The sequence below is a fragment of the Streptomyces sp. NBC_00223 genome, from assembly GCF_036199905.1.
Classification (GTDB): Bacteria; Actinomycetota; Actinomycetes; order Streptomycetales; family Streptomycetaceae; genus Actinacidiphila.
This window is the reverse complement of record NZ_CP108109.1, coordinates 5,939,241-5,962,844: the sequence shown is the minus strand read 5'-3', so window position 1 is coordinate 5,962,844 and position 23,604 is coordinate 5,939,241. Positions and strand designations below refer to the sequence as shown.

Below are 23,604 nucleotides of genomic sequence, written 5' to 3'. Positions count from 1 at the left end.
TGAGGGGGCGCGGGGGTGCCGCCCACGCGGGGCGGCCCGTGTGCAGAGAGCGGGAGCTCCCCCGCAGCGGCGGGATGCGCGCCCGCGCGGTGCACTCACGCGCGGGCAGAGGAGCGCACGTGCCGCCCCCGCGCGGGGGCGGCACGTGCGCGGAGAGGGGACGTGCCCGTATCGGCTCCGCCCCGGGCCCGGCGCGGGCGCGCGTTACGTGCCGCTGCCCGCCGCGCCGGACGAGTCGGCCCCGCCGGCTTCCGTACCGCCCGAGGGGTCCGCGCCGCCGGACGTGGTGGTGCCGCCGGTCGGACCGGCCGTCGTGCCACCGGACGACGTCGAACCGGACGTCGTGGTCCCGCCGGTCGGACCGGCCGTCGTGCCGCCGGACGCGCCCGTCGTGGAACCGCTCGTCGTGCCCGTGGTCGTGCCGGAGGACGACCCCGACGTCGTACCCGCGGACGCGCCCGCCGACGAGCCGGACGACGAACCGCCGCTGGACGTCGCGCCCTTCGACGTGCTGCCACCCGACGTGGTGGTCCCACCCTTGCCGCCGCCCGTCGTCGAGTGCCCGCCGCTCGTGGAACCCGCGGTCGTCGCAGTGGGCGTCGGGGTGCCCGGGGTGTCGGGCGGGCTCGACAGATCGCCTCCGGCGACCGCCGTCGGCGGGGTGGATCGCGTTGCCGTGTCCGTCGGCGACGCCGTTGTCGTCGCGGACGACGACGGCACCGTCGGCGTGCCGTCGTCCGTCGGCGGCGTCGTCTCGTCGGGCGCGTCCTGCTGGACGGACTCGATCGGCTTGACCTGGTGGGGAGGGTCGTCGTCGCCGCCCGAGGTCAGCCCGACGGTGACGATCGTGCCGAGCAGCGCCGCGATCACCACGCCCGTACCCGCGGCGACGAGGTTGCGGCGCGTACCGACGACCGCCAGTCGCCGTACGCCGGGACCGCCCGGACCGCTCCCCGGAGGCTGCTTGGTGATGACCACCGGCGGCACCCCCGGGCCCAGCTCCGGCAGTGGCGCCGTCACATCGGCGGCGCCCGGCGGGAGTTCGAGCGGGCCCGAACCGGCCGTCGGCGCACGGTCGTTGACCAGCGCGAGCGTACGGCGGCCGACCACCGTCCCCTGCCGGTCGGCGAGCGCCCCGCGCAGCGCGATGGACGCCTCCAGCTCGGCCCGCGCCCGGTCCGTGTTGCCGGTGCACAGCGCGAGTACGCCCAACTCGTGCAGGAAGTACGCCTCTTCGGCGACCTCCCCGCTCAGCCGGGCCGCCTCCTGGCCGACCCGCAGCGCCCGCTCCCACGCACCCCAGTGCAGCGCCGCGGCGAACGCGGGCGCGACCGTACGGGCGAGCAGCACGGCCGCGCCGGGGTGGCCGCCGTCCCGGCAGGCGGCCATGGCCGCGAGGATCGCCTCGGCCTCGGCGGCGCAGCGTTCGGGGGTGACGGAGGGGTGCCCGGACCACCAGGCGTAGTGCAGGGCGGCGGTGTGCGCCTGGACGTCGGACAGTTCGCCCTCGTCGGCGAGGGCGACGGCGAGGTGCTGGGCGACCCCGGCGGCCAGCCGGAAGTGCGAGGCGACGGGGACGGCGAGCCCGACGGCGGTGAGTTCGCCGAGCGCCGCGTCCCCGTGGGTGTCGCCGACGAGCGCGGGCAGATGGGACGCGTGCGGGCACTCCCCGTCCAGGGCCACGGCGAAGGCCAGCGCCTCACGGGCGGACTCGCTGAGCCGGGAGGCGAGCAGATCGGCGGGGGCGGCGCTCTCCGCGAGCGACGGCAGCGGCACATCGGCGGCGGACAGTCGCGGGCGCGGGGGCGGCGGTACGGATGCGGAGGCCGGTACGGGCAGGAGCCCGCCGGCTGCCGACCCGCCGGGTACGGACCCACCGGTCGGACCGCTGTCGGCGTCACCGGGTCCGTCGAACGCCGACAGGTCGGGTATCTCGGGCGCCGGCGGCAGGGCCGCCGCGGGCGAACCGTTCTCCCACACGGAGTCGTCCCAGTCCGGGTCGACCGGCTGCCGCAGCGCGTCCCGCTGCCGGAGCAGCGCGCCTGCCTGGACGAAGCGCAGCGGCAGGCCCTCGGACTCGAACCAGAGGTCCGCCGCCCACGCCGTCTCGTCCTCCTCCAGCCGCCGTCCGGCGACGAGTTGGAGCAGGTCGAGGCACGCGACCCGGGTCAGGCCGGCCAGATAGACCTCCTCGACCATCGAGTCGGCGGCGGGCGCGGGCACATCGGGGGTGGCCGACATCAGGAAGGCGCACTCGGGCGCGGCGGCGAGCAGTTCCTCCAGCGCGGCGCCGCCGAACTCCAGGTCGTCCAGGACGACGACGGCGCCGACCTCCCGCAGCAGTTCCGGCAGTTCGGCGCGGCCGGGACGGTGGCCCTCGCCGCCGTAGACCACGGCGTAGAGGTCCTGGAGCACGTCGGCGGCGGTACGGCGGTAGCCGGAGAGCCAGAGCACACCGTCGGGGGCGAGGTCGCCGCAGGCGTTGGCGACGGACTCCAGCAGGCTGGTACGGCCGGCGCCGGACGGGCCGGTGACGCGGGTCGAACGGCCGCGCGCGAGCAGCCGGATCAGCCGCTCGCGCTCCTCGTCGCGCTCCAGCAGGGGCAGTTCGGGGGCGGGCGGGCCCGGCGGCGGCGTGGGGCGGGCCGCGGCTATCCGGGCGGCGCGCTCCTCGCGGGTGCGGCGGACGGGGGTCGGGCGCTCCTCGGGCGGGCAGGTGATGACCTCGGTGCCGTCGACCGGATTGATCGTCAGGAGGTAGTCGGAGGTGACCACGCGCCGGACGCGGGCGGAGCCGCCGCCGGTGGTCGTGCCGAGTTCGGGCGCGAACGGGTCGCGGGCCGGGCGGGCGGTCTTGGGCAGCGGCATCGTGCTGTCGAACAGCGAGGTCTCGCCCGCGGCGCGCAGGGCGGGCAGTGCGCTGCCGCCGCCCACCGGACCGCCCGCCGGGCCGCCGCCCATCCCGACTGCCGGGTGTTCCGTCGCCGGGCGCAGATTGCCCACGGCGAAGGCGTCGAAGCTGCCACGGGGGGCGGGCGCGGGACGGCCGGCGGGCGCATGGCCTTCGGCGGAAGCGGAAGCGGAGGCTGAGACAGCGCCCGTACGGCCGCCCGAGCCGTTGGCGAAGCCGTCGAAGCTGCCCCTGGGTTCGACGCGGGCGACCGCGGCGAAGGGGTTCACGACGGCGGTCGTGTCAAAAGCGGCAGGGGCCCCGAAGTCCGTACGCCCGGCGTCGGAGCCCGTACCGGCCGGACCGACATGACCGACGGGACCTGAAGGACCCGCGGTGTCCGCGAAGAGCCCGGCTCCGGAATCCGGCACGCCCCCCGGCCCACCCGCCCCGAACGCGTCGAACCGCTCGACCTCCGCGCCGACGGCCCCCGGCTCCCCGGTCCCCGCGGAACCCCGGGAAGCGCCCTCGTCGGGATCTCCGACAGAGTCGAACTGCTCGCCGGTACGCTGATCCATGTCGTACGCCCCCCAGGTGCGTCACATACGGGAGCTTCCTCGGGCCACGGTGTGCCCGCGCGGCGGACGGCCCGATTCCCTTCTCCGGCGTACGGGGTGGCACGCCTCCTGGCCATGATGCGCAAACTCTAGAGGCTCGCACAGTATCCATGAAGGGCCGGGGGTCCCGCGCCGCCCTTACGTCACCTTTCCGCCTCGATCGCGAGGATTCGATGCAGTCGGGTGGCGATGAGCAGTCGCTGCATCTGCGGCGGCACCCCGCGCAGCACCAGCCTCCGGTTGACGCGCCCGGCGCGCCGGTGCGCGCCCATGATGACGCCGAGGCCGGTCGCGTCCCAGGAGTCCAGCTCGGTCAGGTCGAGGACGAGGTCACCGCGGCCGGAGTCGACCGCGGTGTGCAGTGCCGTACGGGCGTCCGCCGCGCTGCGGACGTCGAGGCGCCCCCCGACGACCAGCTCGGCGTGGTCGCCCCTGATGTGCATAGTCACTCCCCGGAAGCGATGGCGTGCACCGTGACCGCCGTGGGACGGTACGAAGGACCGCCGTCAAGACGGCACGAATCCGTCTGTCTTCACACAACTGACGGTCCGTCGTATAGAGAAGTTGCCGTCTGTGGGCGAACCGATACCGAATTCACTCGTCCGAGTGACGCGGGTTAGTACGGGTAGAACCCTTGACCGGTCTTGCGCCCGAGGTCGCCCGCGTCGACCATCCGCCGCATGAGCTCCGGCGGGGCGAACTTCTCGTCCTGCGACTCGGTGTAGATGTTGCCGGTGGCGTGCAGCAGGATGTCCACGCCGGTCAGGTCGGTGGTGGCCAGCGGGCCCATCGCGTGGCCGAAGCCGAGCTTGCAGGCCAGGTCGATGTCCTCGGCGGAGGCGACCCCGGACTCGTAGAGCTTGATCGCCTCGACGACCAGCGCCGAGATCAGCCGGGTGGTGACGAAGCCGGCGACGTCGCGGTTGACGACGACACAGGTCTTGCCGACGCCCTCGGCGAACTCCCGGGCGCGGGCGAGGGTGTCGTCACTGGTCTTGTAGCCGCGGACGAGTTCGCACAGCTGCATCAGCGGGACCGGCGAGAAGAAGTGCGTGCCGACCACCCGCTCCGGGCGCTCGGTGGCCGCGGCGATCTTGGTGATCGGGATGGCGGAGGTGTTGGAGGCCAGAACGGTGTCGTCGCCCACCAGACGGTCGAGCGTACGGAAGATCTCCTGCTTGACCTCGATCTTCTCGAAGACCGCCTCCACCACGAGGTCCGCGTCCGCGACGGCGTCCAGGTCCGTGGTGGTGGTGATCCGGGCGAGCGCGGCCTCGGCGTCCTCGGCGGCGAGCTTGCCCTTGGCGACGAACTTCTCGTACGACGCCCGGATTCCGTCGCGGCCGCGCGCCAGCGCCTCGTCCGTGACATCCCGCAGGACCACCTCGTAACCCGCCTGGGCGGACACCTGCGCGATTCCGGCGCCCATCAGGCCGGCTCCGATGACGGCGAGCTTCTTCGCCACGGCACACACCTCTCCATTGAAGTATCCGTCGTTGGGGTATCTGGCCGGACCCTAACGCCCGTTCACCACCGGGCGCAGCATGATGTCGGGTGCGTCACCGTGTGTCGTTGGTCGCACAGTTGGGGACGGGCGGACCGGCCCGGCAGGGCCTACGCTCGCCGCATGGTCAATCTCACCCGCATCTACACGCGCACCGGCGACGACGGCACGACCGCGCTGGGCGACATGAGCCGTACGGCGAAGACGGATCCGAGGATCGGCGCGTACGCCGACGCGAACGAGGCGAACGCGGCGCTCGGGGTGGCCCTCGCGCTCGGCGGGCTGTCCGCGGACGTGGTGAAGGTCCTGGTCCGCGTCCAGAACGACCTCTTCGACGTGGGCGCGGACCTCGCCACGCCGGTGGTCCCCGACCCCAAGTACCCGCCGCTGCGGGTCGAGCAGTCGTACGTGGACCGGCTCGAAGCGGAGTGCGACCGCTTTCTGGCCGACCTGGACAAGCTGCGCAGCTTCATCCTGCCCGGCGGCACTCCGGGCGCCGCGCTGCTCCACCAGGCGTGCACGATCGTGCGCCGGGCGGAGCGCTCGACGTGGGCCGCGCTGGCCGAGCACGCGGAGACGATGAACCCGCTGACGGCGACCTACCTCAACCGGCTCTCCGACCTGCTGTTCATCCTGGCGCGTACGGCCAACCGCGAGCAGGGCGACATCCTGTGGGTCCCGGGCGAGAACCGCTGAGGCCGACAGGACCCCGAGGGACTGTCAGCCGGGCTCGCGCTTCGGCCAGATGCTGTAGGTCGCGGCCACGATCGTGAGGGAATCAGCGGTCAGGGCGCGATCAGGGTGATCGTCGGGAAGTACGTCGCATAGCGGGCCTTGTCACGGGTGAGCAGCCGGTGGCCCGACACGGCCGCGTGGGCGCCGATGTAGAAGTCCGGCAGCGGGGATGTCTTCGCACCGCCGGACCTGCGGTAGCGCAGAAACGCCTTGCCGGCCAGAAAGCCCGCCGCATACGGCAGTTCCTCGCGCAGATAGTCGGCGGCGGGCAGCACCGAGTCGAGGACCTCCACCGAGTCGAAGCCGACCGACACCTCCGCGTAGACGACCGGGTTGATCACCAGTGGGCCCTCGTCGGCGGCCGCCGCCAGGGCGGTGGCCGACCACTGCCCCCAGGCCGGGTCGTCCAGCACCAGGTCGAACAACACGCAGGAGTCGACCAGCGTGGTCGGACCGCGTCCTGAGGGCCCCTCCCCGACCACCCGCAGCGCCCTATTCGTCGTCGCCACGCAGGAGTCCCATCAGCTCGTCCGTCGTCATTCCCCGCAGGTCCCGGGCCGTGGCGCTCCCGCGCAGCCGCCGCGCCAGCCGCTCCCCATGGCTGCCCGTCCCGGCCACCCGCACGATCCGCAGGGCACCGCCCTCCTCGATGACATCGACCTCGTCGCCCTCGTGCATCCCGTACTTCGCGCGCAGCGCGGCCGGGATCGTGAGCTGACCCTTCGCGTTGAGCTTCATCCCACCCTCCTCTTCCTACGTAATACGCCTACCACGTCATACTAGCCAGGGCCCGGCGCCCGGCCATCCCCCTTTCGATGTACCCGTGGAGTCGTCCCTGGGGGCGACGCGGGAGGTGGGGGGCGTGTTGTGATGGGGGGATGGGTGCGAGGGTGGGGCGGCCGGCGCGGGACGATCTGGTGATCGCGGGCGCCGGACTGCTCGGCGGGCTGGTGATGTGGGTGTTCGGGCGGGTGACGGACGGACACCACCCCGGCGAGAACCACACCTGGCTGACGCTGCTGCCGCTGGGCGTGATGGCGGCCTGCGAGGCGTACCGCCGCGCCGGGCCCGCCGTGGCGCTGTCGGCCGGCTTCCTCGCGGTGTGCGTGGACATGGTGATCGGCTCGCTGCTGGTCACCGTGGTGATGTTCACCGACGTGGTGTACGCGGCCGTGCTGTACGGCTCCCGCCGCACCGCCCGTGTCGTACCCGTGCTCGCCGTCGCGTTCACCTCGGTGACGACCGTGACGCTGGCCGCGGTCCGGCTCGACCCGGAAGCGCTGGTGGGCGGGCTGATCGCCGCGCTGATCCTGGTGGCGCCCGCCTGGACCGGGCTGATCGTCCGCCAGCACCGGGACGCCGCGGACGCGGCGACGCTGCGGGCCGAGCAGACCGCGCTGCTGGCCGAGCTGGACCGGCGCGAGGCGGTGTCCTCCGAGCGGGCCCGGATGGCCCGCGAACTGCACGACCTGGTGGCCAACCACCTGTCGGCCATCGCGATCCACTCCACGGCCGCGCTGAGCGTGGACCCGCGCGAGGGCCCGGCCAGGGACGCCCTCGGCGTCATCCGGGAGAACAGCGTGCTGGGCCTGGCCGAGATGCGCCGGCTGATCGGCCTGCTGCGGGACTCCGACACCGGCGGCGACCCCGTACCGACCACCGCGCCCAGCCTGGACGCGGTGGACACCCTCGTCGACCACGCGCGGACCGCGCAGAGCACCGGCCTGACCTTCCAAGCTGGGGCTGCGCAGCAGGGCGCAGGCCGCGGTACTGGCCCGGGAGGTCGGTTTGGTCCAGACCTCTTGACCGGTGGTCCAGACCTTTCTAGGCTGCGGGGACCTCCCCGGGACGACCGGGGGTCGACAACGCCGCCCGTCGGCTCCCGGTCTCGGTCCCACCCATGAGGTCGCGCCACCGCCCGTACGCGGCCGCGCCGAGGGGGAAAGAGCCCGCTACGCCACGTTGACGCGCTGACCGGGCGGAGCCGCCTCCAGCCAGGCGAGAAAACCCGTGAGCGCGTCGTCGCTCATCGCCAGCTCAAGCCGCGTACCCCGGTGGGCACACGCGAGCACCACCGCGTCCGAGAGCAGCGCCAGCTCCTCCGAACCCTGCGGGTCCCTGCGGCCCAGCACCTCGATCGCCGGCCGGTCCAGCGACCGCCGCGGCCGGAAGGCGTAGGAGAAGACCCGGAACCACTCGACCCGGTCACCGCTGTAGCGGGCGACCCCGTACACCCAGCCCTTGCCGCCGGGCTCGGCGTCCTCCGGAGGCGCGAGCCGCAGACTGCAGTCGAAGGTGCCGCCGGGGCGCTGGATGAGCCGCCTGCGCAGCCCGAGGAGGAAAAGTCCCAGCAGCACAGCGGCGATGACCCCGCCGCCCACGTCCAAGGTGAGGAACATGTCCACCGACCTCCTCACCTAGGAATGGTTGCCGCCCTTGCTATCGGCGCCGCGGACCACCCCGAAGGGCGGTCCGCGGCGCCGTGGTCCTGCGTGCCGCACCTGGTGGTGCGGGATTGCGCCGGTGTGCGGTCAGTGCGCGCCCGCCGCGGCGGCCAGCCTGACCTCGGCCCTGCGCTCGCCGCCCTCGTCGGACTCCGACTTGGCCCGGGTGAGCGCCTGCTCGGCCCGCGCGACATCGATCTCGTCGGACAGCTCGGCGACCTCGGCCAGGACCGAGAGCTTGTTGTCGGCGAAGGAGATGAACCCGCCGTGCACGGCGACGACGACGGTGCCGCCGTCGCTGGTGCGTACCGTCACCGGGCTGGACTGCAGCACACCGAGCAGCGGCTGGTGGCCCGGCATGATGCCGATGTCACCCGACAGGGTACGGGCGATGACCATGGCGGCCTCCCCGGACCAGATGCTGCGGTCCGCGGCCACCACCTCGACGTGAATATCGGCCAAGACGGCTCCTCGGTTCGGCACCCACCGCTTGCGAGAGGTGCGTAGGACACAGAATAAGGGGTGCGAGAGGGGGGCGGACGCCCCTGGGCTTCACCAGGGGGCGCCGGCGCCCCCCTCTCACGGGTACGGGGCTTCCCGGGTCAGTTGACGCCGAGCCGGGCCGCGTTGGCCTTGAGGTCTTCCAGGCCACCGCACATGAAGAACGCCTGCTCCGGGAAGTGGTCGAACTCACCGTCGGCGATCGCGTTGAAGGCCGAGATGGACTCGTCCAGCGACACGTCGGAGCCGTCGACACCGGTGAACTGCTTCGCCGCGTGGGTGTTCTGCGACAGGAAGCGCTCGATACGGCGGGCGCGGAAGACGGTGAGCTTGTCCTCTTCGCCGAGTTCGTCGATACCGAGGATGGAGATGATGTCCTGGAGGTCCTTGTACTTCTGCAGGATTCCCTTGACGCGCATGGCGCAGTCGTAGTGGTCCTGCGCGATGTAGCGCGGGTCCAGGATGCGGGACGTGGAGTCCAGCGGGTCCACCGCGGGGTAGATGCCCTTCTCCGAGATCGGCCGCGAAAGCACGGTCGTCGCGTCGAGGTGGGCGAAGGTGGTCGCCGGGGCCGGGTCGGTCAGGTCGTCCGCGGGGACGTAGATCGCCTGCATCGAGGTGATCGAGTGACCACGGGTCGAGGTGATCCGCTCCTGGAGCTGACCCATCTCGTCCGCCAGGTTCGGCTGGTAACCCACCGCGGACGGCATACGGCCGAGCAGCGTGGAGACCTCGGAACCGGCCTGGGTGAAGCGGAAGATGTTGTCGATGAAGAACAGCACGTCCTGCTTCTGCACATCGCGGAAGTACTCCGCCATGGTCAGACCGGCCAGCGCGACCCGCAGACGGGTGCCCGGGGGCTCGTCCATCTGGCCGAAGACCAGCGCGGTCTTGTCGAGAACGCCGGACTCCTCCATCTCCGCGATCAGGTCGTTGCCCTCACGGGTGCGCTCGCCGACACCGGCGAACACGGAAACGCCCTCGTGCAGCTTGGCCACACGCATGATCATTTCCTGGATGAGCACGGTCTTGCCGACACCGGCACCGCCGAACAGACCGATCTTGCCGCCCTTGACGTACGGGGTCAGCAGGTCGACGACCTTCAGGCCGGTCTCGAACATCTCGGTCTTGGACTCGAGCTGGTCGAAGGCCGGGGCCTTGCGGTGGATCGTCCAGCGGTCGGTGACCTGGCTCTCCGCCTCGGGGTCGTTCAGGATCTGGCCGAGGGTGTTGAAGACGCGACCCTTGGTCACGTCGCCGACGGGCACGGTGATGCCGTTGCCGGTGTCGGTGACCGGGGCCTGGCGGACCAGACCGTCGGTGGGCTGCATCGAGATGGTGCGGACCAGGCCGTCACCGAGGTGCTGCGCGACCTCGAGGGTCAGCGTCTTGAGCTTGCCGTCCTCGGCCGGGTCGGCCACGTCGACGTGCAGCGCGTTGTAGATCTCGGGCATCGCGTCGACGGGGAACTCCACGTCGACGACCGGGCCGATGACCCGCGCCACGCGGCCGGTGGCCGTAGCGGTTTCAACAGTGGTGGTCATAGTGGTTAGTCACTCCCCGCGTTCGCATCGGCCAGAGCGCTGGCACCGCCGACGATCTCGCTGATTTCCTGGGTGATGTCGGCCTGTCGGGCCGCATTGGCAAGCCGCGTGAGCGACTTGATGAGGTCTTCCGCGTTGTCGGTCGCCGACTTCATCGCACGGCGGCGGGCCGCGTGCTCGGAAGCGGCGGCCTGCAGCATCGCGTTGTAGACACGGCTCTCGACGTACCGCGGCAGCAGCGCGTCGAGCACGCCTTCCGCCGACGGCTCGAACTCGAAGAGCGGCAGCGCCTGCCCCTTGGGCCTGTCCTGAGCGTCCTTGCCGCCGGAGGCCGACACCTCGGTCAGCGACAGCGGCAGCAGCCGCCGGTCGACCGGGGTCTGCGTCATCATCGACACGAACTCCGTGAAGACGATGTGCAGCTCGTCCACGCCGCCGTCGCCCGTCTCGGCCAGCACCGACTCGATCAGCGGAGTCGACACCGCCTTGGCGTCGGCGTACGTCGGGCTGTCGGAGAAGCCGGTCCAGGACTGGGCGACCTCGCGCTCACGGAAGCCGTAGTAGGCCACCGCCTTGCGGCCGACGAGGTAGGAGTCGACCTCCTTGCCCTCCGCGCGCAGCCGCTCGATGAGCCGGTCGGCCGCCTTGATCGCGTTGGACGAGTAGCCGCCGGCCAGACCGCGGTCGCTCGTGATGAGCAGGACCGCGGCCCGGGTCGGGTTCTCCGCCTCGGTGGTCAGGGCGTGCTTGGTGTTGGAGCCGGTCGCCACCGCCGTCACCGCGCGGGTGAGTTCCTTGGCGTACGGGGAGGAAGCGGTCACCTGGCGCTGCGCCTTGACGATGCGCGAGGCCGCGATCATCTCCATCGCCTTGGTGATCTTCTTGGTGGCGGTGACGGACTTGATCCGGCGCTTGTAGACCCGAATCTGAGCGCCCATGATCAGCCCTCGACCAGCAGCGCGCCCGAGGACGTCTCGAACTGCTTCTTGAAGGCGGCCACGGCGTCGGTGAGCACCTCGACCGTCTCGTCCGGCAGCTTGCCGGTCTCGACGATCGCGGTGAGCAGCGACTTGTGCTCACGGTGCAGGTAGTCGAGCAGCTCGCGCTCGAAGCGGCGCACGTCCTCGACCGGTACGTCGTCCAGCTTGCCGGTGGTGCCGGCCCAGATGGAGACGACCTGGTCCTCGATCGCGTACGGCGCGTACTGGCCCTGCTTCAGCAGCTCGACCATGCGCTGACCGCGCTCCAGCTGCGCCTTGGAGGCCGCGTCCAGGTCGGAACCGAAGGCGGCGAACGCCTCCAGCTCGCGGAACTGGGCGAGGTCCACGCGGAGCCGTCCGGAGACGCCCTTCATGGCCTTGATCTGCGCCGAACCGCCGACTCGGGAGACCGAGATACCGACGTTCAGCGCGGGACGCTGACCGGCGTTGAAGAGGTCCGACTCCAGGAAGCACTGGCCGTCGGTGATGGAGATCACATTGGTCGGGATGAACGCCGACACGTCGTTGGCCTTGGTCTCCACGATCGGCAGACCGGTCATCGAACCGGCGCCCAGGTCGTCGGAGAGCTTGGCGCAACGCTCCAGCAGGCGGGAGTGCAGATAGAAGACGTCGCCCGGGTACGCCTCACGGCCCGGCGGGCGGCGCAGCAGCAGGGAGACCGCGCGGTAGGCGTCGGCCTGCTTGCTGAGGTCGTCGAAGACGATCAGCACGTGCTTGCCCTGGTACATCCAGTGCTGGCCGATGGCCGAGCCGGTGTACGGGGCCAGGTACTTGAAGCCGGCCGGGTCGGACGCCGGGGCGGCGACGATCGTCGTGTACTCCAGGGCGCCGGCCTCCTCCAGCGCGGCGCGTACGCCGGCGATGGTGGAGCCCTTCTGGCCGATGGCGACGTAGATGCAGCGGACCTGCTTCTGCGGGTCGCCGGAACGCCAGTTGTCGCGCTGGTTGATGATCGTGTCGATCGCCAGGGCGGTCTTGCCGGTCTGCCGGTCGCCGATGATCAGCTGACGCTGACCGCGGCCGATCGGGGTCATCGCGTCGACGGCCTTGAGGCCGGTCTGCATCGGCTCGTGCACCGACTTGCGCTGCATGACCGTGGGGGCCTGCAGTTCAAGGGCGCGGCGGCCGTCCGTCTCGATCTCGCCGAGGCCGTCGATCGGGGTGCCGAGCGGGTCCACGACCCGGCCCAGGTAGCCCTCGCCGACCGCGACGGAGAGCACCTCACCGGTGCGGTGCACCGGCTGGCCCTCTTCGATTCCGTTGAACTCGCCGAGGACGATCGCGCCGATCTCGCGCTCCTCGAGGTTGAGGGCGAGACCGAGGGTGCCGTCCTCGAACTTCAGCAGCTCGTTCGCCATGGCCGAGGGCAGACCCTCGACCTTCGCGATGCCGTCACCGGCAACGCTGACCGTGCCGACCTCCTCGCGCGAGGCGGCGTCCGGCTGGTACGACTGGACAAACGTCTCCAGCGCGTCCCGGATCTCCTCCGGCCGGATCGTGAGCTCCGCCATCTGGGTTCCCTGCTCTCCTTGTTGGGCCCGAAGTCTTCTTGGGGGTCTGGGGCTGTGTTCCATTGCAGCGGCCGCCGCGGGGTTCCTTGCCTGCCGCCGCTGCCGGCCCCCAGGTCACTCGTCGGCCCAACTCGGGCCGTCAGTGCTTGTTGAGTTGGTGTCGCCGGTCGCGGTCAGCCGGCCATCCGCCGCGACGCCTCGTCGAGGCGGTCGGCGATGGAGCCGTTGATGACCTCGTCGCCGATCCGTACCCGGACACCACCGAGGACCTCGGGGTCCACGTCCAGGTTCAGATGCACCTGCCGGCCGTAGATCCTGGCCAGCGCGGAGCCGAGACGCTGCTTCTGCTGGTCGCTCAGCGGAATCGCGGAGACCACCTCCGCGACCACGCGGCCGCGACGAGCGGCGGCCAGCTTGGACAGGGCGGCGATCCCGCTCTCCAGGCTACGTCCTCGCGGCTGGGTGACCAGCCTGGTCACCAGTCGCTCGGTCACCGGCTGGGCGCGGCCACCGAGCAGCGTGTGCAGCAGGCCGCTCTTGGCCTCGCGGCCGGCCACCCGGTCGGTGAGCGCGGTACGCAGGTCCGCGTTGTCCGCGGCGATCCGCCCGAAGCGGAACAGCTCGTCCTCGACGTCGTCCAGCGCGCCGGCCCGCTGGGCGGCGATCAGGTCGGCGTCGTCGGCCAGCTCCTCCAGGGCGTCCACCAGGTCACGCGGCTGCGACCAGCGGGACCTGACCATGCCGATCACCAGGTCGATGCTGTCGGCGCCGAGCTGGTTGCCGAGCAGCCGCTGAGCCAGTCCCGCCTTGGCCTCGCCGGACTGCGCCGGGTCGGTCAGGGCGCGGCGCAGGGTGCCCTCGCGGTGCAGCAGCGACGTGACGGAGGCCAGTTCCCCGGCGATCTTCGCCGCGTCGACCGAAGCGCTGTCGGTCAGCGCGTCCAGCCGCTCGCGCGCGGCAGCCAGTGCCTCGCGGCTGGCTCCATTCATCGGCCGGCCCCCGCGGCGGACGCCGTCTCCTCAAGCCCGTCGAGGAAGCGGTCCACGACCCGGCTCTGGCGAGCGGAGTCCTCAAGGGACTCGCCGACGACCCGGCCGGCCAGGTCGGTGGCGATACGGCCGACCTCCTGGCGGAGGGTGACCGTCACCTGACGGCGGTCGGCCTCGATCTGCGCGTGGCCGGCGGCGACGATGGCCTCGCGTTGACGCTGGCCTTCCTCGCGCATCTCGGCGATGATCACCGCGCCCTGCTCACGGGCCTGCTCGGTGATCCGGGCAGCTTCGTGCCGGGCCTCGGCGAGCTGGGCCTTGTACTCCTCCAGCGTCCGGTTGGCCTCGGCCTGGACCTTCTCCGCACGCTCCAGACCACCCTCGATGGCGTCGTGCCGCTCGTCCAGAGTCTTCTGGATGTTCGGCAGGAGCTTCTTTCCGAGGAACCCGAAGACAATGAAGAAGCAGAGCAGGCCGACAATCAGTTCCGCGGTGTCGGGGATGAGCGGATTCTGCGCCCCCTCTTCCGCCAGGAAGGTCATCATGTCTCAACCTTTCGTCGAGTGTGGCTGGCCGGCCGAGGTCAGGCCGAGAAGATGAAGGGCACGACCAGGCCGAGGAGCGCGAGCACCTCACAGAGGGCGAAGCCCAGGAACATGTTGGTACGGATGATCGGCATGGCCTCGGGCTGGCGGGCCATGGCCTCGATCGAGTGGCCGAAGACCAGACCGATACCGACGCCCGGGCCGATGGCGGCGAGACCGTAGGCGACGGCGCCCAGGTTGCCCTTGATCTGGATGGTGTTCGCGGCGAGGTTGACAAGCTCGGCAGACATCTTCCTGTCTTCCTTTGTGATGCGGTCCGCTGGGGGGCTTCCCAGTGGAGGTCTGATGGGAGGGGAGGGTCAGTGACCCTCTTCAAGCGCCCCGCTGATGTAGATCGAAGCGAGCAGCGTGAAGATGTACGCCTGGAGGAACTGGATCAGCACCTCGAAGGCCGTCATACCGATCGCCAGGACGAAGGAACCGCCCGCGACGGCTGACAGGAATGAGGGGGTGAGCAGGTACCAGCTGGCGACGCTGAACATGACGATCAGCATGTGACCGGCGAACATGTTGGCCCAGAGCCGCACCGCGAGGGTGAACGGCCGCGTGATCACGTTCTGGATGAACTCCAGGAGCACGATCAGCGGCACGAGCGGCTTGGGCAGCCCGTCGATCCAGACCAGGTTCTTGATGCCGCGGCGGAAACCGTGCGTCTTGAACGTCAGGTACATGTAGGTGACGAACACCAGCGCGGCGAGTCCGACCGGGAACGCGAAGCGCGAGGTGGGCGGGAACTGCGCCACCGGGATGATCGACATCACGTTCATGATCCACACGAAGAAGAAGATCGACGTGAGGAAGGGGACGTACTTGTCGCCCTTCTTGCCGATCACCTCGCGGGCGATGCTCTTCGCGACGAAGGTGTAGCCGATCTCACCGACCAGCTGCAGCTTCCCCGGGACCAGCTTCGGCTTGTTGAACGCCGCCCAGAAGAATCCGACGACAAGCAGCATGCAGATGATCGCGAGGAGCATCGGCTTGGTGAAGTCGAAGCTTCCGATACTGAAGATCGGCTTGAAGTCGAACGAGTTGAGGCCCGGCGCGGGGAATGCACAGTCATGCTGGATGTGACATCCGCTCTCAGCGAGCAGCGTGTGGGCACTCACCCGTGACTCCTTCGTCGTGACGCATAAGTAACTGCAACCTTGTGTGTCAGCGCGGCTGCTGGGGCCGCTGGTCGGCACTGCGAACGAGGCGTGGCGAAGCCACCGCGATCCGCTGGGAGCCTGCATCGAAGACCGGGCACCTGGATTCCGTGCCGCAGTCGCGGTCTTGAGTCCGAGTACACCGCTGGGCGCGGGGGCAGCACCATTCCCTGGGGAAGGGGGCCTCCGCGTCCAGATGCGATTCCGGACGATAGCAGATGGCTACCAGGCCCTTTTACCCTCCCCTTATGCCCCATCGTGAGACCCCGTCTTGACCGAGGGCGCTTCCTCCTTGGCGGGCGCGGACGGCTGGGGATCGACGTAGAGCATCCGGCTCGTCAGGCTGTGGCGCACCTGCCCGCCCACCCAGGCCAGTGTGGTCACCAGCAGAGTGAGGGCGAACGCCCGGCCGTTGAAGAGCGTGGTGTGACTGAAGACGATGATGAAGACGCCGATGAGCAGAATCTGCACGGCGTAGACGAGCATCCCCGCCGTCATCACGACCTGGGGCTTGTCCTCGGTGATCCGCATCAGCGCCCAGGAACCGAGGCCGAAGAAGACGGCGACCACGACCAGCGCCACCAGGCCGCCGATCAGGCCCTTCTCGCCTGCGGCGAGCGCGCTGACAACGGTGGCGACGACTCCCACAGGTGCGGCGATGACCGCCGCGCCCCGGAGAATTCGGGCGTCGTTGTGCTGCATGGGGAGTGCTCCGGCGTGGTTCGGGGGCGGGTGGCGCGTGACGAACGATGCGATGACCCATTGGTCGGTCGTGTCGATCAGAGGGTACCGCCGAGTAAGACCCCCTCGTCCCGCGGTGGGGTACGGGAGGGTCACGGCCGCCGGACCAGCGCTGTGTGCGTCCACCCTGGTCTTCGGCTACGTCCCGGCTTTCGTGAACGGTATCACAAAGTATTTGATGCGGTCTTTACCATGCAGATGTGCTGCCTGTCACATGGGAGGACTATGGACACGCCGCGTAACGGGGTGAGTTGAACCGTACGGCCGAGACCGTACGGCCGAGACCGCGGAAGGCGACCGCCGGTTGACAGCGGAGTCACCACCGCCGGACGGCCACGGCTACTGCCGGCTGTCCACCGGTCGCCGCTCGGGCAGCCGGGGCCGATCCCCGATCGCCGTCGCGCCGTTGAGCGCCGGCCGGTCCGCGGAGCGCATCTCCCGCTCGGCCGCCGCGGCGGCGGCCGCCATCCTGCGCCGCCTGCGGCGGTACCGCGGGGGTACGACGCCCTCGGCCCAGCTCGGGGTCTGCGGCCTGAAGCGCGGCAGCAGCAGGACGACCAGGCCGATCGCGCTCAGCGCGACGATCACCATCACGATCCACAGGCTGGAGGAGTTCACCGAGAACGCCACCGCCGCGAAGGCGAACAGCGCCGCCCAGAAGTACATGATCAGCACGGCCCGGCTGTGCGAGTGCCCGATCTCCAGCAGCCGGTGGTGCAGATGCCCCCGGTCCGCGGCGAACGGCGACTGGCCCTTCCACGTCCTGCGGACCACCGCGAGCACCAGGTCGGCCGCCGGAATCGCGATCATCGTCAGCGGCAGCAGCAGCGGCATGTAGACCGGCACCATGAAGTGCACGGTCTCCCGGGTCGATCCGGTGAAGTCGGTGATGGCGTCCGGGTCGACCTGCCCGGTGATCGAGATCGCGCCCGAGGAGAGCACCAGGCCGATCAGCATCGAGCCCGAGTCGCCCATGAAGATCCGCGCCGGGTGGATGTTGTGCGGCAGGAAGCCGAGGCACATCCCGATCAGGATCGCGCTGAACAGCGTGGCGGGAGCGGCCGCTTCGATGCCATAGCCGTACCACATGCGGTACGCGTACATGAAGAACGCGATCGAGGCGATGCAGACCATGCCCGCGGCCAGGCCGTCCAGACCGTCCACGAAGTTGACGGCGTTGATGGTGATCACGACCAGGGCGACGGTCAGCAGCGTCGACTGGATCGGGGTCAGGGCGACCGTGCCGACGCCCGGCACGGGCAGCCACAGGATCGTGAGGCCCTGCAGGACCATGACGCCGGCGGCGATCATCTGCACACCGAGCTTGATCAGCGCGTCCACGCCCCACTTGTCGTCCAGGACGCCGAGCAGCCAGATCAGCCCGGCGCCGGACAGCAGCGCGCGCGGCTCGTTGGAGAGGTTGAAGACGTCTCCGAGGTTGCTCAGATGGGCGGCGACCAGCAGTCCCGCGCACAGCCCGCCGAACATCGCGATCCCGCCGAGCCGCGGGGTCGGTTCGCGGTGCACGTCGCGGGCGCGGATCTCGGGCATGGCACCGGCGGCGATGGCGAACTTCCGTACCGGGCCGGTCAGCAGATAGGTGACCGCCGCGGACACGAACAGGGTCAGCAGGTACTCGCGCACACGCGGCCTCCGAAGCTCTCGGGGGCGTAGCAGCGCTGCGCACACGTCCGGGGGTTCCTCACAGCGTCACACCCTAGTGGTGGCCGGGCCGAGACGGCGAACACCCGCTAAGACTCACAGGGAGCCCACGGGGTTGCACGGGGTTCACAGCGGGCAGGAAACAAGTTTGGCCGCGCCCTGTCACAGGACCGCTACGGCCTGTCCCGCCCGTCCCGGGGACGGGCGGTGTCCTGTGCCGGAAGCGGCCCTAGTGCCGTGACCGGAAAGGTTCACCGCTTCGCGACGCCCTGCACGGCACCTCGCTGCGTTGTCGAAGTCACCCGAGTACGCCCAGTACGAGGGCGATTCTCCGCCTTGCGATGCACCGCACCGGACGCCGCGAACCAGGCAAACCTTTCCGGCCACGGCCCTAGACGGTCGCGGGGATGCCGGTCAGCGCGGTGACGACCGGGTCGAGCGCGGTGTGGATCTCGTCGCCGATGCTGCGGAAGTACCCGATCGGGGCACCGTACGGGTCGTGCACCTCGTCCGCGTCGGGGCTGGGCGCCAGCAGCCAGCCGCGCAGCGCGGCGGCGGCCCGCACCAGGGCGCGGGCGCGGTCGATGACGCTGCCGTCGGGGAGCGTGGTGGGGTCTATGGCCCGCACCAGACGGGTGAACTCCTTGAGCGTGAAGGTACGCAGACCCGCCGCGTGGCCCATGGAGATGACCTGGCTGCGGTGGTCACGGGTGGCGGTGAGGACGAGGTCGGCGTCGATGACATGGTCGTCGAGGAGTTCGCGCCCGGTGAAGCCCGCCGGGTCGGCGCCGTGTTCGAGGAGTACGGCGGCGGCGTCCGCCTCCATCGACGCGCCCTCGTGACCCCAGGTGCCCGCGGACTCCACGACGATCCCGGCGGCCGCGTCGCCGAGCCGCCGGGACAGGCCGTGCCGCATCAGCCGCTCGGCCATCGGCGAGCGGCAGACGTTGCCGGTGCAGACGTGCAGGACGCGGAAGGCGTCACCGCCCTGGCCGGGGATGGCCGCCAGGCCGGGGAAACTCCGTATGGCACGCCCGTCGGGCGTCGTCAACTGCGCTCCTCCAGGTCGGGCACGACCTTGCGCAGCTCCTCCGCGCTGATCGCCCCGGCCCGCAGCAGTACCGGCACCTTGCCCGTGACGTCGACGATGGACGACGGGATCGCGGCGGGCGTGGGCCCGCCGTCGAGGTAGACGGCCACGGAGTCGCCCAGCATCTCCTGGGCGGCGTCGCAGTCCTGCGGTGAGGGGTGGCCGGTCAGATTGGCGCTGGAGACGGCCATCGGCCCGGTGGCGGTGAGGAGTTCGATCGCGACGGGGTGCAGCGGCATGCGTACGGCGACGGTGCCGCGGGTGTCGCCCAGGTCCCAGGCGAGCGACGGCTGGTGCTTGGCGACGAGGGTCAGCGCGCCCGGCCAGAAGGCGTCGACCAGCTCCCACGCCTGCTCGGAGAATTCGGTGACGATGCCGTGCAGGGTGTTCGGGGAGCCGACGAGCACGGGCGAGGGCATCGCGCGGCCGCGGCCCTTGGCCTCCAGCAGGTCGCCGACCGCCTGGGCGTCGAAGGCGTCCGCGCCGATGCCGTAGACGGTGTCCGTGGGCAGCACCACGAGTTCGCCGCGCTTGATCGCCGAGGTGGCCTCGCGCAGGCCGGTGACCCGGTCGGTCGCGTCGGAGCAGTCGTATCGCCGTGCCATGAGCTGACCTCCAGAAGCTGCTGCTGTGCCTGTGCGTGTGCCGTCGTGGGACACATCGGTGCCGTCGTCACGGCGTGGCCCTGCGGGCCGTCGTACTGCGCCGGCCCGGGGAGCGACCCCCGGGCCCCCGGCGGGTTCACGGCGTGGCCCTGCGGGCCGTGGTGCTGTGCCGGCCCGGGGAGCGGCCCCCGGGCCCCCGGGGGGTTCACGGCGTGGCCTTACGGGCCGTGGTGAAGCGGGGGCGGTTGTTGAGGTCGGGGTGGTCGGCCGCGTCCGCCCAGCCCGCGTCCTCCTTGAAGATCCAGGGGACCTGCCCGCCCTGGGAGTCGGCGTGTTCGATGACGACGACTCCGCCGGGCCGCAGCAGCCGGTGCGCGGTGCGCTCGATGCCGCGGATGGTGTCCAGGCCGTCCTCGCCGGAGAACAGGGCGAGTTCGGGGTCGTGGTCGCGGGCCTCGGGCGCCACGTACTCCCACTCGCCGAGCGGGATGTACGGCGGGTTGGAGATCACCAGGTCCACCTGGCCGTTGAGGTCGGGGAAGGCCGCCAGCGCGTTGCCGTGCCGCAGATCCACCTTGCTGCCCGCGACGTTCTTGCGGGCCCACTCCAGGGCGTCCTCCGACAGCTCCACGGCGTGCACCCGCGAGCGCGGCACCTCCTGCGCCAGCGCGAGCGCGATCGCGCCTGAGCCGGTGCACAGATCGACGATCAGCGGCTCTGCGACATCCATCGCCCGTACCGCGTCTATCGCCCAGCCGACCACCGACTCGGTCTCCGGGCGGGGCACGAACACCCCTGGGCCGACCTGGAGTTCCAGATAACGGAAGAAGGCCCGGCCGGTGATGTGCTGAAGCGGTTCACGGGCCTCGCGGCGGGCCACGGCCTCCCAGTAGCGCGCGTCGAACTCCGGGTCGGGCACGCTGTGCAGCTCGCCGCGCTTGACCCCGTGGACGTACGCGGCCAGTTCCTCGGCGTCGAAGCGCGGCGAGGGCACGCCCGCGTCGGCGAGTCGCTGAGCGGCCTGCGCCACCTCGGCGAGCAGCAGGTTCACTGTCGCTTCCCCTCTCAGACGCCGTCGCCGGCGGCGGCCAGCTTCGCGGCCGAGTCGGCGTCCACGCAAGCCTGGATCATCGCGTCGAGATCCCCGTCGAGCACCTGGTCCAAGTTGTACGCCTTGAAGCCGACCCGGTGGTCGGAGATCCGGTTCTCCGGGTAGTTGTACGTCCTGATCCGCTCCGAGCGGTCGACCGTACGGACCTGGCTGCGGCGCGCGTCGGACGCCTCGCGCTCGGCCTCCTCCTGGGCGGCGGCCAGCAGCCGGGAGCGCAGGATGCGCATCGCCGACTCCTTGTTCTGCAGCTGGCTCTTCTCGTTCTGGCAGGAGACGACCAGGCCGGAGGGCAGGTGGGTGATGCGTACCGCGGAGTCCGTGGTGTTGACGGACTGGCCGCCGGGACCGGAGGAGCGGTAGACGTCGATCCGCAGGTCGTTGGGGCCGATCTCGACCTCGACCTCCTCGGCCTCGGGGGTGACCAGCACGCCCGCCGCGGAGGTGTGGATACGGCCCTGCGACTCGGTGGCGGGCACCCGCTGCACGCGGTGGACGCCGCCCTCGTACTTCAGCCGGGCCCAGACGCCCTGTCCGGGCTCATGGCTGGCGCGGGCCTTCACGGCGACCTGGACGTCCTTGTAGCCGCCGAGGTCGGACTCGTTGGCGTCGAGGATCTCGGTCTTCCAGCCGACCCGCTCGGCGTAGCGCAGATACATCCGCAGCAGGTCGCCGGCGAACAGCGCGGACTCCTCGCCGCCCTCGCCCGCCTTGACCTCAAGGATCACGTCCTTGTCGTCGCTGGGGTCGCGTGGCACCAGCAGCAGCCGCAGCCGCTCGGTGATCTCCTCGCGCTGCTTCTCCAGCTCCTTGACCTCGGCGGCGAACTCCGGGTCGTCGACGCCGAGTTCGCGGGCGGTGCCGATGTCGTCGCCGGTCTGCCGCCAGGAGCGGTAGGTGGCGATGATGGGGGTCAGCTCCGCGTAACGCTTGTTGAGCCTGCGCGCGTTGGCCTGGTCCGCGTGCACCGCGGGGTCGGCAAGCTGCTTTTCGAGGTCGGCGTGTTCGCCGATCAGTTCCTCGACCGCCTCGAACATGAAGAATCCCTGGGTGGAAGAAGTACGGGCTGCCGGGCCGGTGCGGCACGGGACGACAAAGCGCCGGTCCGGTCGCCCTGGAGGGGGCGACCGGAGACCGGCGCTTTCGGGTCGCTACTTCTTGCCGGCCCCGACGGCCTTGCCCTTGCCGAAGCGGGCCTCGAAGCGGGCGACGCGGCCGCCGGTGTCGAGGATCTTCTGCTTGCCCGTGTAGAACGGGTGGCACTCGGAGCACACGTCGGCGCGGATCTGGCCGCTGCTCTCGGTGCTGCGGGTGGTGAACGAGGCGCCACAGGTGCAGGTGACCTGGGTCTCGACGTACTCGGGGTGAATCTCGCGCTTCAAGGATGCTCCTAGGATCGGGAGGGCGCCGGGTCGTGCCACGGGTTTGCGTCACGTGAACCGGGGCCAGCGGTCCAGTCTGCCAGGACTGGTCGCATCTCCCAAAACCAGGGGGCGGGCGGGATAATTCCCCCGGCCGTTCTCCCAGGTCAGCGGTGTTTCGGGCGGGGGGAACGGGTGGAAGGGGACGGGGCCACCGGGCCCTTGACGACCTTCCCGGCCTTGAGCTCGTCACCGGCCGTGCCCTTGGTCGCGGCGGCCGGCACCGGCTTGTCGGCCCTGAGCGCGGCCCACACCATCGCCGCCCGGCTGTCGATCGGCAGCACCCGGTTCGGGTTGGTGGCCGAGTACCGCACGGGCAGCGTCACCATGCGCACATGACCGGCTTCCAGGTGCTGCACGCTCTGGGCCAGGCCCATCAGCTTGTTGACCGAGCCGAGACCGGTGTCGGTGGTGACGGCGCTGGTGGCGATGTCGGCGACCGAGAAGAGCTTGGTGGGGCTGGTCAGCACCCCGAGCCCGCCCACCCGGTCCATCAGCGCCTTCATGAACGCCTGCTGGAGCTGGATCCGGCCCAGGTCGCTGCCGTCCGCGACACCGTGCCGGGTGCGGACCAGACCGAGGGCCTGCTCGCCGTCCAGGGTGTGGGTGCCGGCCGCCAGGGTCAGATGGCTCTTGGTGTCGTGTATGGCCTGCGTGGTGGTCAGCGGCACCCCGTTCAGGGCGTCGATCAGGTGCTTGAAGCCGGTGAAGTCGACCTCGATGTAGTGGTCCATCCGCAGCCCGCTCATGTGCTCCACGGTCTTGACCGCGCAGGCCGGGCCGCCGACCTCGTACGCCGAGTTGAACATGACGTCCTGCTCGGGCGGTACGGCGCCGCCGTGGGGCTTGGCGCACTCCGGGCGGCCGACCAGGGTGTCGCGGGGGATGCTGACCACGGTGGCGGCGCGGTGGCCCTTGTTGAGGTGCACGATCATCGCGGTGTCGGAGCGTGCGCCGGAGGAGCGGCCGTACTCGGCGTTCACACCGGAGCGGGAGTCCGAGCCGAGCACCAGGATGTCCATCGCGCCGTTGCCGAGCGGGGCGGGCCGGTTGCGGCCGAGGGCGCCGTTGATGTCGACGCTGCGGATGTTGTCGTTGAGCCGGTAGTACACATAGCCCGCTCCCCCGGCGCCCAGCAGCACCACCGCGGCGGCCGTCCAGGCGGTGGCCCGCAGCCCGCGGCGCCTCCTGCGGCCCCTGCGGGCCCCCAGCGCGCTCGCGCCGGTCCAGGGTGACCCGCCGGGCGCGGCCCCGTCGGGGCCGGGCGTCGTGGGCCCTTTCCCCCCGGGGTCCGGCGGCTGGTCGTCCCGCATGGCGGTCCTCGGTTCTGTGGTCCTTCAGGGTCGTTCCTGCGGGTACCCACGGCTCCTGTTCTCACGCGCGGTCCCGGCGTTTCCGATCCGCGCCGGCCGATCGCTCCGCATCGGACTTTTCATCGTCCGCCCGTCGCCCCGGCTGCGCCATCCGGGGGACGGGCGTATACGCGGACCG

Annotated in this window: 24 protein-coding genes; 2 read left to right on the top strand and 22 right to left on the bottom strand. The window is 70.9% G+C overall.

What is annotated here, in order from left to right; genetic code table 11:
- Window positions 1-204: 204 nt before the first annotated feature.
- The 3 genes from OHA30_RS25465 to OHA30_RS25455 all read right to left on the bottom strand — a co-directional run bounded on the left by OHA30_RS25465 (window position 205) and on the right by OHA30_RS25455 (window position 4,972).
- Entirely contained in the window at window positions 205-2,868 is a 2,664-nt protein-coding gene (locus OHA30_RS25465; RefSeq protein WP_405786055.1) for an ATP-binding protein, read from the bottom strand.
- Window positions 2,869-3,650: 782 nt separating this feature from the next.
- Window positions 3,651-3,950: an STAS domain-containing protein gene (locus tag OHA30_RS25460; protein WP_328916198.1), complete on the bottom strand. Its 300-nt coding sequence runs from the start codon at window positions 3,948-3,950 to the stop codon at window positions 3,651-3,653.
- A gap of 173 nt (window positions 3,951-4,123) precedes the next feature.
- Window positions 4,124-4,972, bottom strand: a complete 849-nt coding sequence (locus OHA30_RS25455; protein ID WP_328916197.1) for a 3-hydroxyacyl-CoA dehydrogenase family protein — start codon at window positions 4,970-4,972, stop codon at window positions 4,124-4,126.
- 162 nt (window positions 4,973-5,134) lie between these two features.
- On the opposite strand from OHA30_RS25455, the gene OHA30_RS25450 reads away from it, so the two are divergent.
- Window positions 5,135-5,707: a cob(I)yrinic acid a,c-diamide adenosyltransferase gene (locus OHA30_RS25450; protein ID WP_328916196.1), complete on the top strand. Its 573-nt coding sequence runs from the start codon at window positions 5,135-5,137 to the stop codon at window positions 5,705-5,707.
- Between the two features lie 89 nt (window positions 5,708-5,796).
- Here the strand turns inward: OHA30_RS25450 and OHA30_RS25445 are convergent, their stop codons facing one another.
- Window positions 5,797-6,255 carry a type II toxin-antitoxin system VapC family toxin gene (locus tag OHA30_RS25445; RefSeq protein WP_328916195.1) on the bottom strand — a complete coding sequence of 153 codons (459 nt, stop codon included), beginning with the start codon at window positions 6,253-6,255 and terminating at the stop codon, window positions 5,797-5,799.
- On the bottom strand, window positions 6,239-6,484 hold the full coding sequence (locus OHA30_RS25440) for an AbrB/MazE/SpoVT family DNA-binding domain-containing protein (RefSeq protein ID WP_328916194.1): 246 nt from the start codon (window positions 6,482-6,484) through the stop codon (window positions 6,239-6,241). Before OHA30_RS25440 ends, OHA30_RS25445 begins: the two co-directional genes overlap by 17 nt.
- Window positions 6,485-6,624: 140 nt before the next feature.
- Here OHA30_RS25440 and OHA30_RS25435 point away from each other — a divergent pair, with 140 nt between their 5' ends.
- Complete coding sequence (locus OHA30_RS25435) at window positions 6,625-7,650, top strand: sensor histidine kinase (protein WP_328916193.1); 1,026 nt, start codon at window positions 6,625-6,627, stop codon at window positions 7,648-7,650.
- A 48-nt stretch (window positions 7,651-7,698) separates the two neighbouring features.
- Here OHA30_RS25435 and OHA30_RS25430 read toward each other — a convergent pair whose 3' ends face one another.
- The 17 genes from OHA30_RS25430 to OHA30_RS25350 form a co-directional block, all read right to left on the bottom strand.
- On the bottom strand, window positions 7,699-8,145 hold the full coding sequence (locus tag OHA30_RS25430; protein WP_328916192.1) for a DUF2550 domain-containing protein: 447 nt from the start codon (window positions 8,143-8,145) through the stop codon (window positions 7,699-7,701).
- Window positions 8,146-8,277: 132 nt separating this feature from the next.
- Window positions 8,278-8,652, bottom strand: a complete 375-nt coding sequence (locus tag OHA30_RS25425) for a F0F1 ATP synthase subunit epsilon (protein WP_328916191.1) — start codon at window positions 8,650-8,652, stop codon at window positions 8,278-8,280.
- Window positions 8,653-8,792: 140 nt separating this feature from the next.
- Entirely contained in the window at window positions 8,793-10,235 is a 1,443-nt protein-coding gene (gene atpD, locus OHA30_RS25420) for a F0F1 ATP synthase subunit beta (RefSeq protein ID WP_328916190.1), read from the bottom strand.
- A 5-nt stretch (window positions 10,236-10,240) separates the two neighbouring features.
- Window positions 10,241-11,173, bottom strand: coding sequence for a F0F1 ATP synthase subunit gamma (locus tag OHA30_RS25415; protein WP_328916189.1), 933 nt, complete (start codon window positions 11,171-11,173; stop codon window positions 10,241-10,243).
- Between the two features lie 2 nt (window positions 11,174-11,175).
- Window positions 11,176-12,747, bottom strand: a complete 1,572-nt coding sequence (gene atpA / locus OHA30_RS25410; protein WP_328916188.1) for a F0F1 ATP synthase subunit alpha — start codon at window positions 12,745-12,747, stop codon at window positions 11,176-11,178.
- Window positions 12,748-12,920: 173 nt separating this feature from the next.
- Window positions 12,921-13,736: a F0F1 ATP synthase subunit delta gene (locus tag OHA30_RS25405; protein ID WP_328916187.1), complete on the bottom strand. Its 816-nt coding sequence runs from the start codon at window positions 13,734-13,736 to the stop codon at window positions 12,921-12,923.
- Window positions 13,733-14,281 (bottom strand): F0F1 ATP synthase subunit B, encoded by a 549-nt coding sequence (locus OHA30_RS25400; protein WP_405785280.1) that lies wholly within the window; start codon window positions 14,279-14,281, stop codon window positions 13,733-13,735. The genes OHA30_RS25405 and OHA30_RS25400 overlap by 4 nt, the downstream gene beginning before the upstream one ends.
- A 38-nt stretch (window positions 14,282-14,319) precedes the next feature.
- The gene (atpE, locus tag OHA30_RS25395) at window positions 14,320-14,571 is read right to left on the bottom strand and encodes an ATP synthase F0 subunit C (RefSeq protein WP_328916186.1); all 252 of its coding nucleotides are present in this window, start codon (window positions 14,569-14,571) and stop codon (window positions 14,320-14,322) included.
- A gap of 69 nt (window positions 14,572-14,640) precedes the next feature.
- The gene (gene atpB / locus OHA30_RS25390; RefSeq protein ID WP_328916185.1) at window positions 14,641-15,447 is read right to left on the bottom strand and encodes a F0F1 ATP synthase subunit A; all 807 of its coding nucleotides are present in this window, start codon (window positions 15,445-15,447) and stop codon (window positions 14,641-14,643) included.
- 285 nt (window positions 15,448-15,732) lie between these two features.
- Window positions 15,733-16,188, bottom strand: coding sequence for a hypothetical protein (locus OHA30_RS25385; RefSeq protein WP_328916184.1), 456 nt, complete (start codon window positions 16,186-16,188; stop codon window positions 15,733-15,735).
- 378 nt (window positions 16,189-16,566) lie between these two features.
- Window positions 16,567-17,871 (bottom strand): MraY family glycosyltransferase, encoded by a 1,305-nt coding sequence (locus OHA30_RS25380; RefSeq protein WP_328916183.1) that lies wholly within the window; start codon window positions 17,869-17,871, stop codon window positions 16,567-16,569.
- A 409-nt stretch (window positions 17,872-18,280) separates the two neighbouring features.
- Entirely contained in the window at window positions 18,281-18,940 is a 660-nt protein-coding gene (locus OHA30_RS25375) for an arsenate reductase/protein-tyrosine-phosphatase family protein (protein ID WP_405785283.1), read from the bottom strand.
- On the bottom strand, window positions 18,937-19,584 hold the full coding sequence (locus OHA30_RS25370) for an L-threonylcarbamoyladenylate synthase (protein ID WP_328916182.1): 648 nt from the start codon (window positions 19,582-19,584) through the stop codon (window positions 18,937-18,939). Before OHA30_RS25370 ends, OHA30_RS25375 begins: the two co-directional genes overlap by 4 nt.
- Before the next feature lie 205 nt (window positions 19,585-19,789).
- The gene (gene prmC / locus OHA30_RS25365) at window positions 19,790-20,635 is read right to left on the bottom strand and encodes a peptide chain release factor N(5)-glutamine methyltransferase (protein WP_328916181.1); all 846 of its coding nucleotides are present in this window, start codon (window positions 20,633-20,635) and stop codon (window positions 19,790-19,792) included.
- A gap of 14 nt (window positions 20,636-20,649) precedes the next feature.
- Complete coding sequence (gene prfA / locus OHA30_RS25360) at window positions 20,650-21,729, bottom strand: peptide chain release factor 1 (RefSeq protein ID WP_328916180.1); 1,080 nt, start codon at window positions 21,727-21,729, stop codon at window positions 20,650-20,652.
- A gap of 114 nt (window positions 21,730-21,843) precedes the next feature.
- The gene (gene rpmE / locus OHA30_RS25355; RefSeq protein WP_328916179.1) at window positions 21,844-22,074 is read right to left on the bottom strand and encodes a 50S ribosomal protein L31; all 231 of its coding nucleotides are present in this window, start codon (window positions 22,072-22,074) and stop codon (window positions 21,844-21,846) included.
- 146 nt (window positions 22,075-22,220) lie between these two features.
- On the bottom strand, window positions 22,221-23,426 hold the full coding sequence (locus OHA30_RS25350) for an LCP family protein (protein ID WP_328916178.1): 1,206 nt from the start codon (window positions 23,424-23,426) through the stop codon (window positions 22,221-22,223).
- Window positions 23,427-23,604 lie beyond the last annotated feature (178 nt).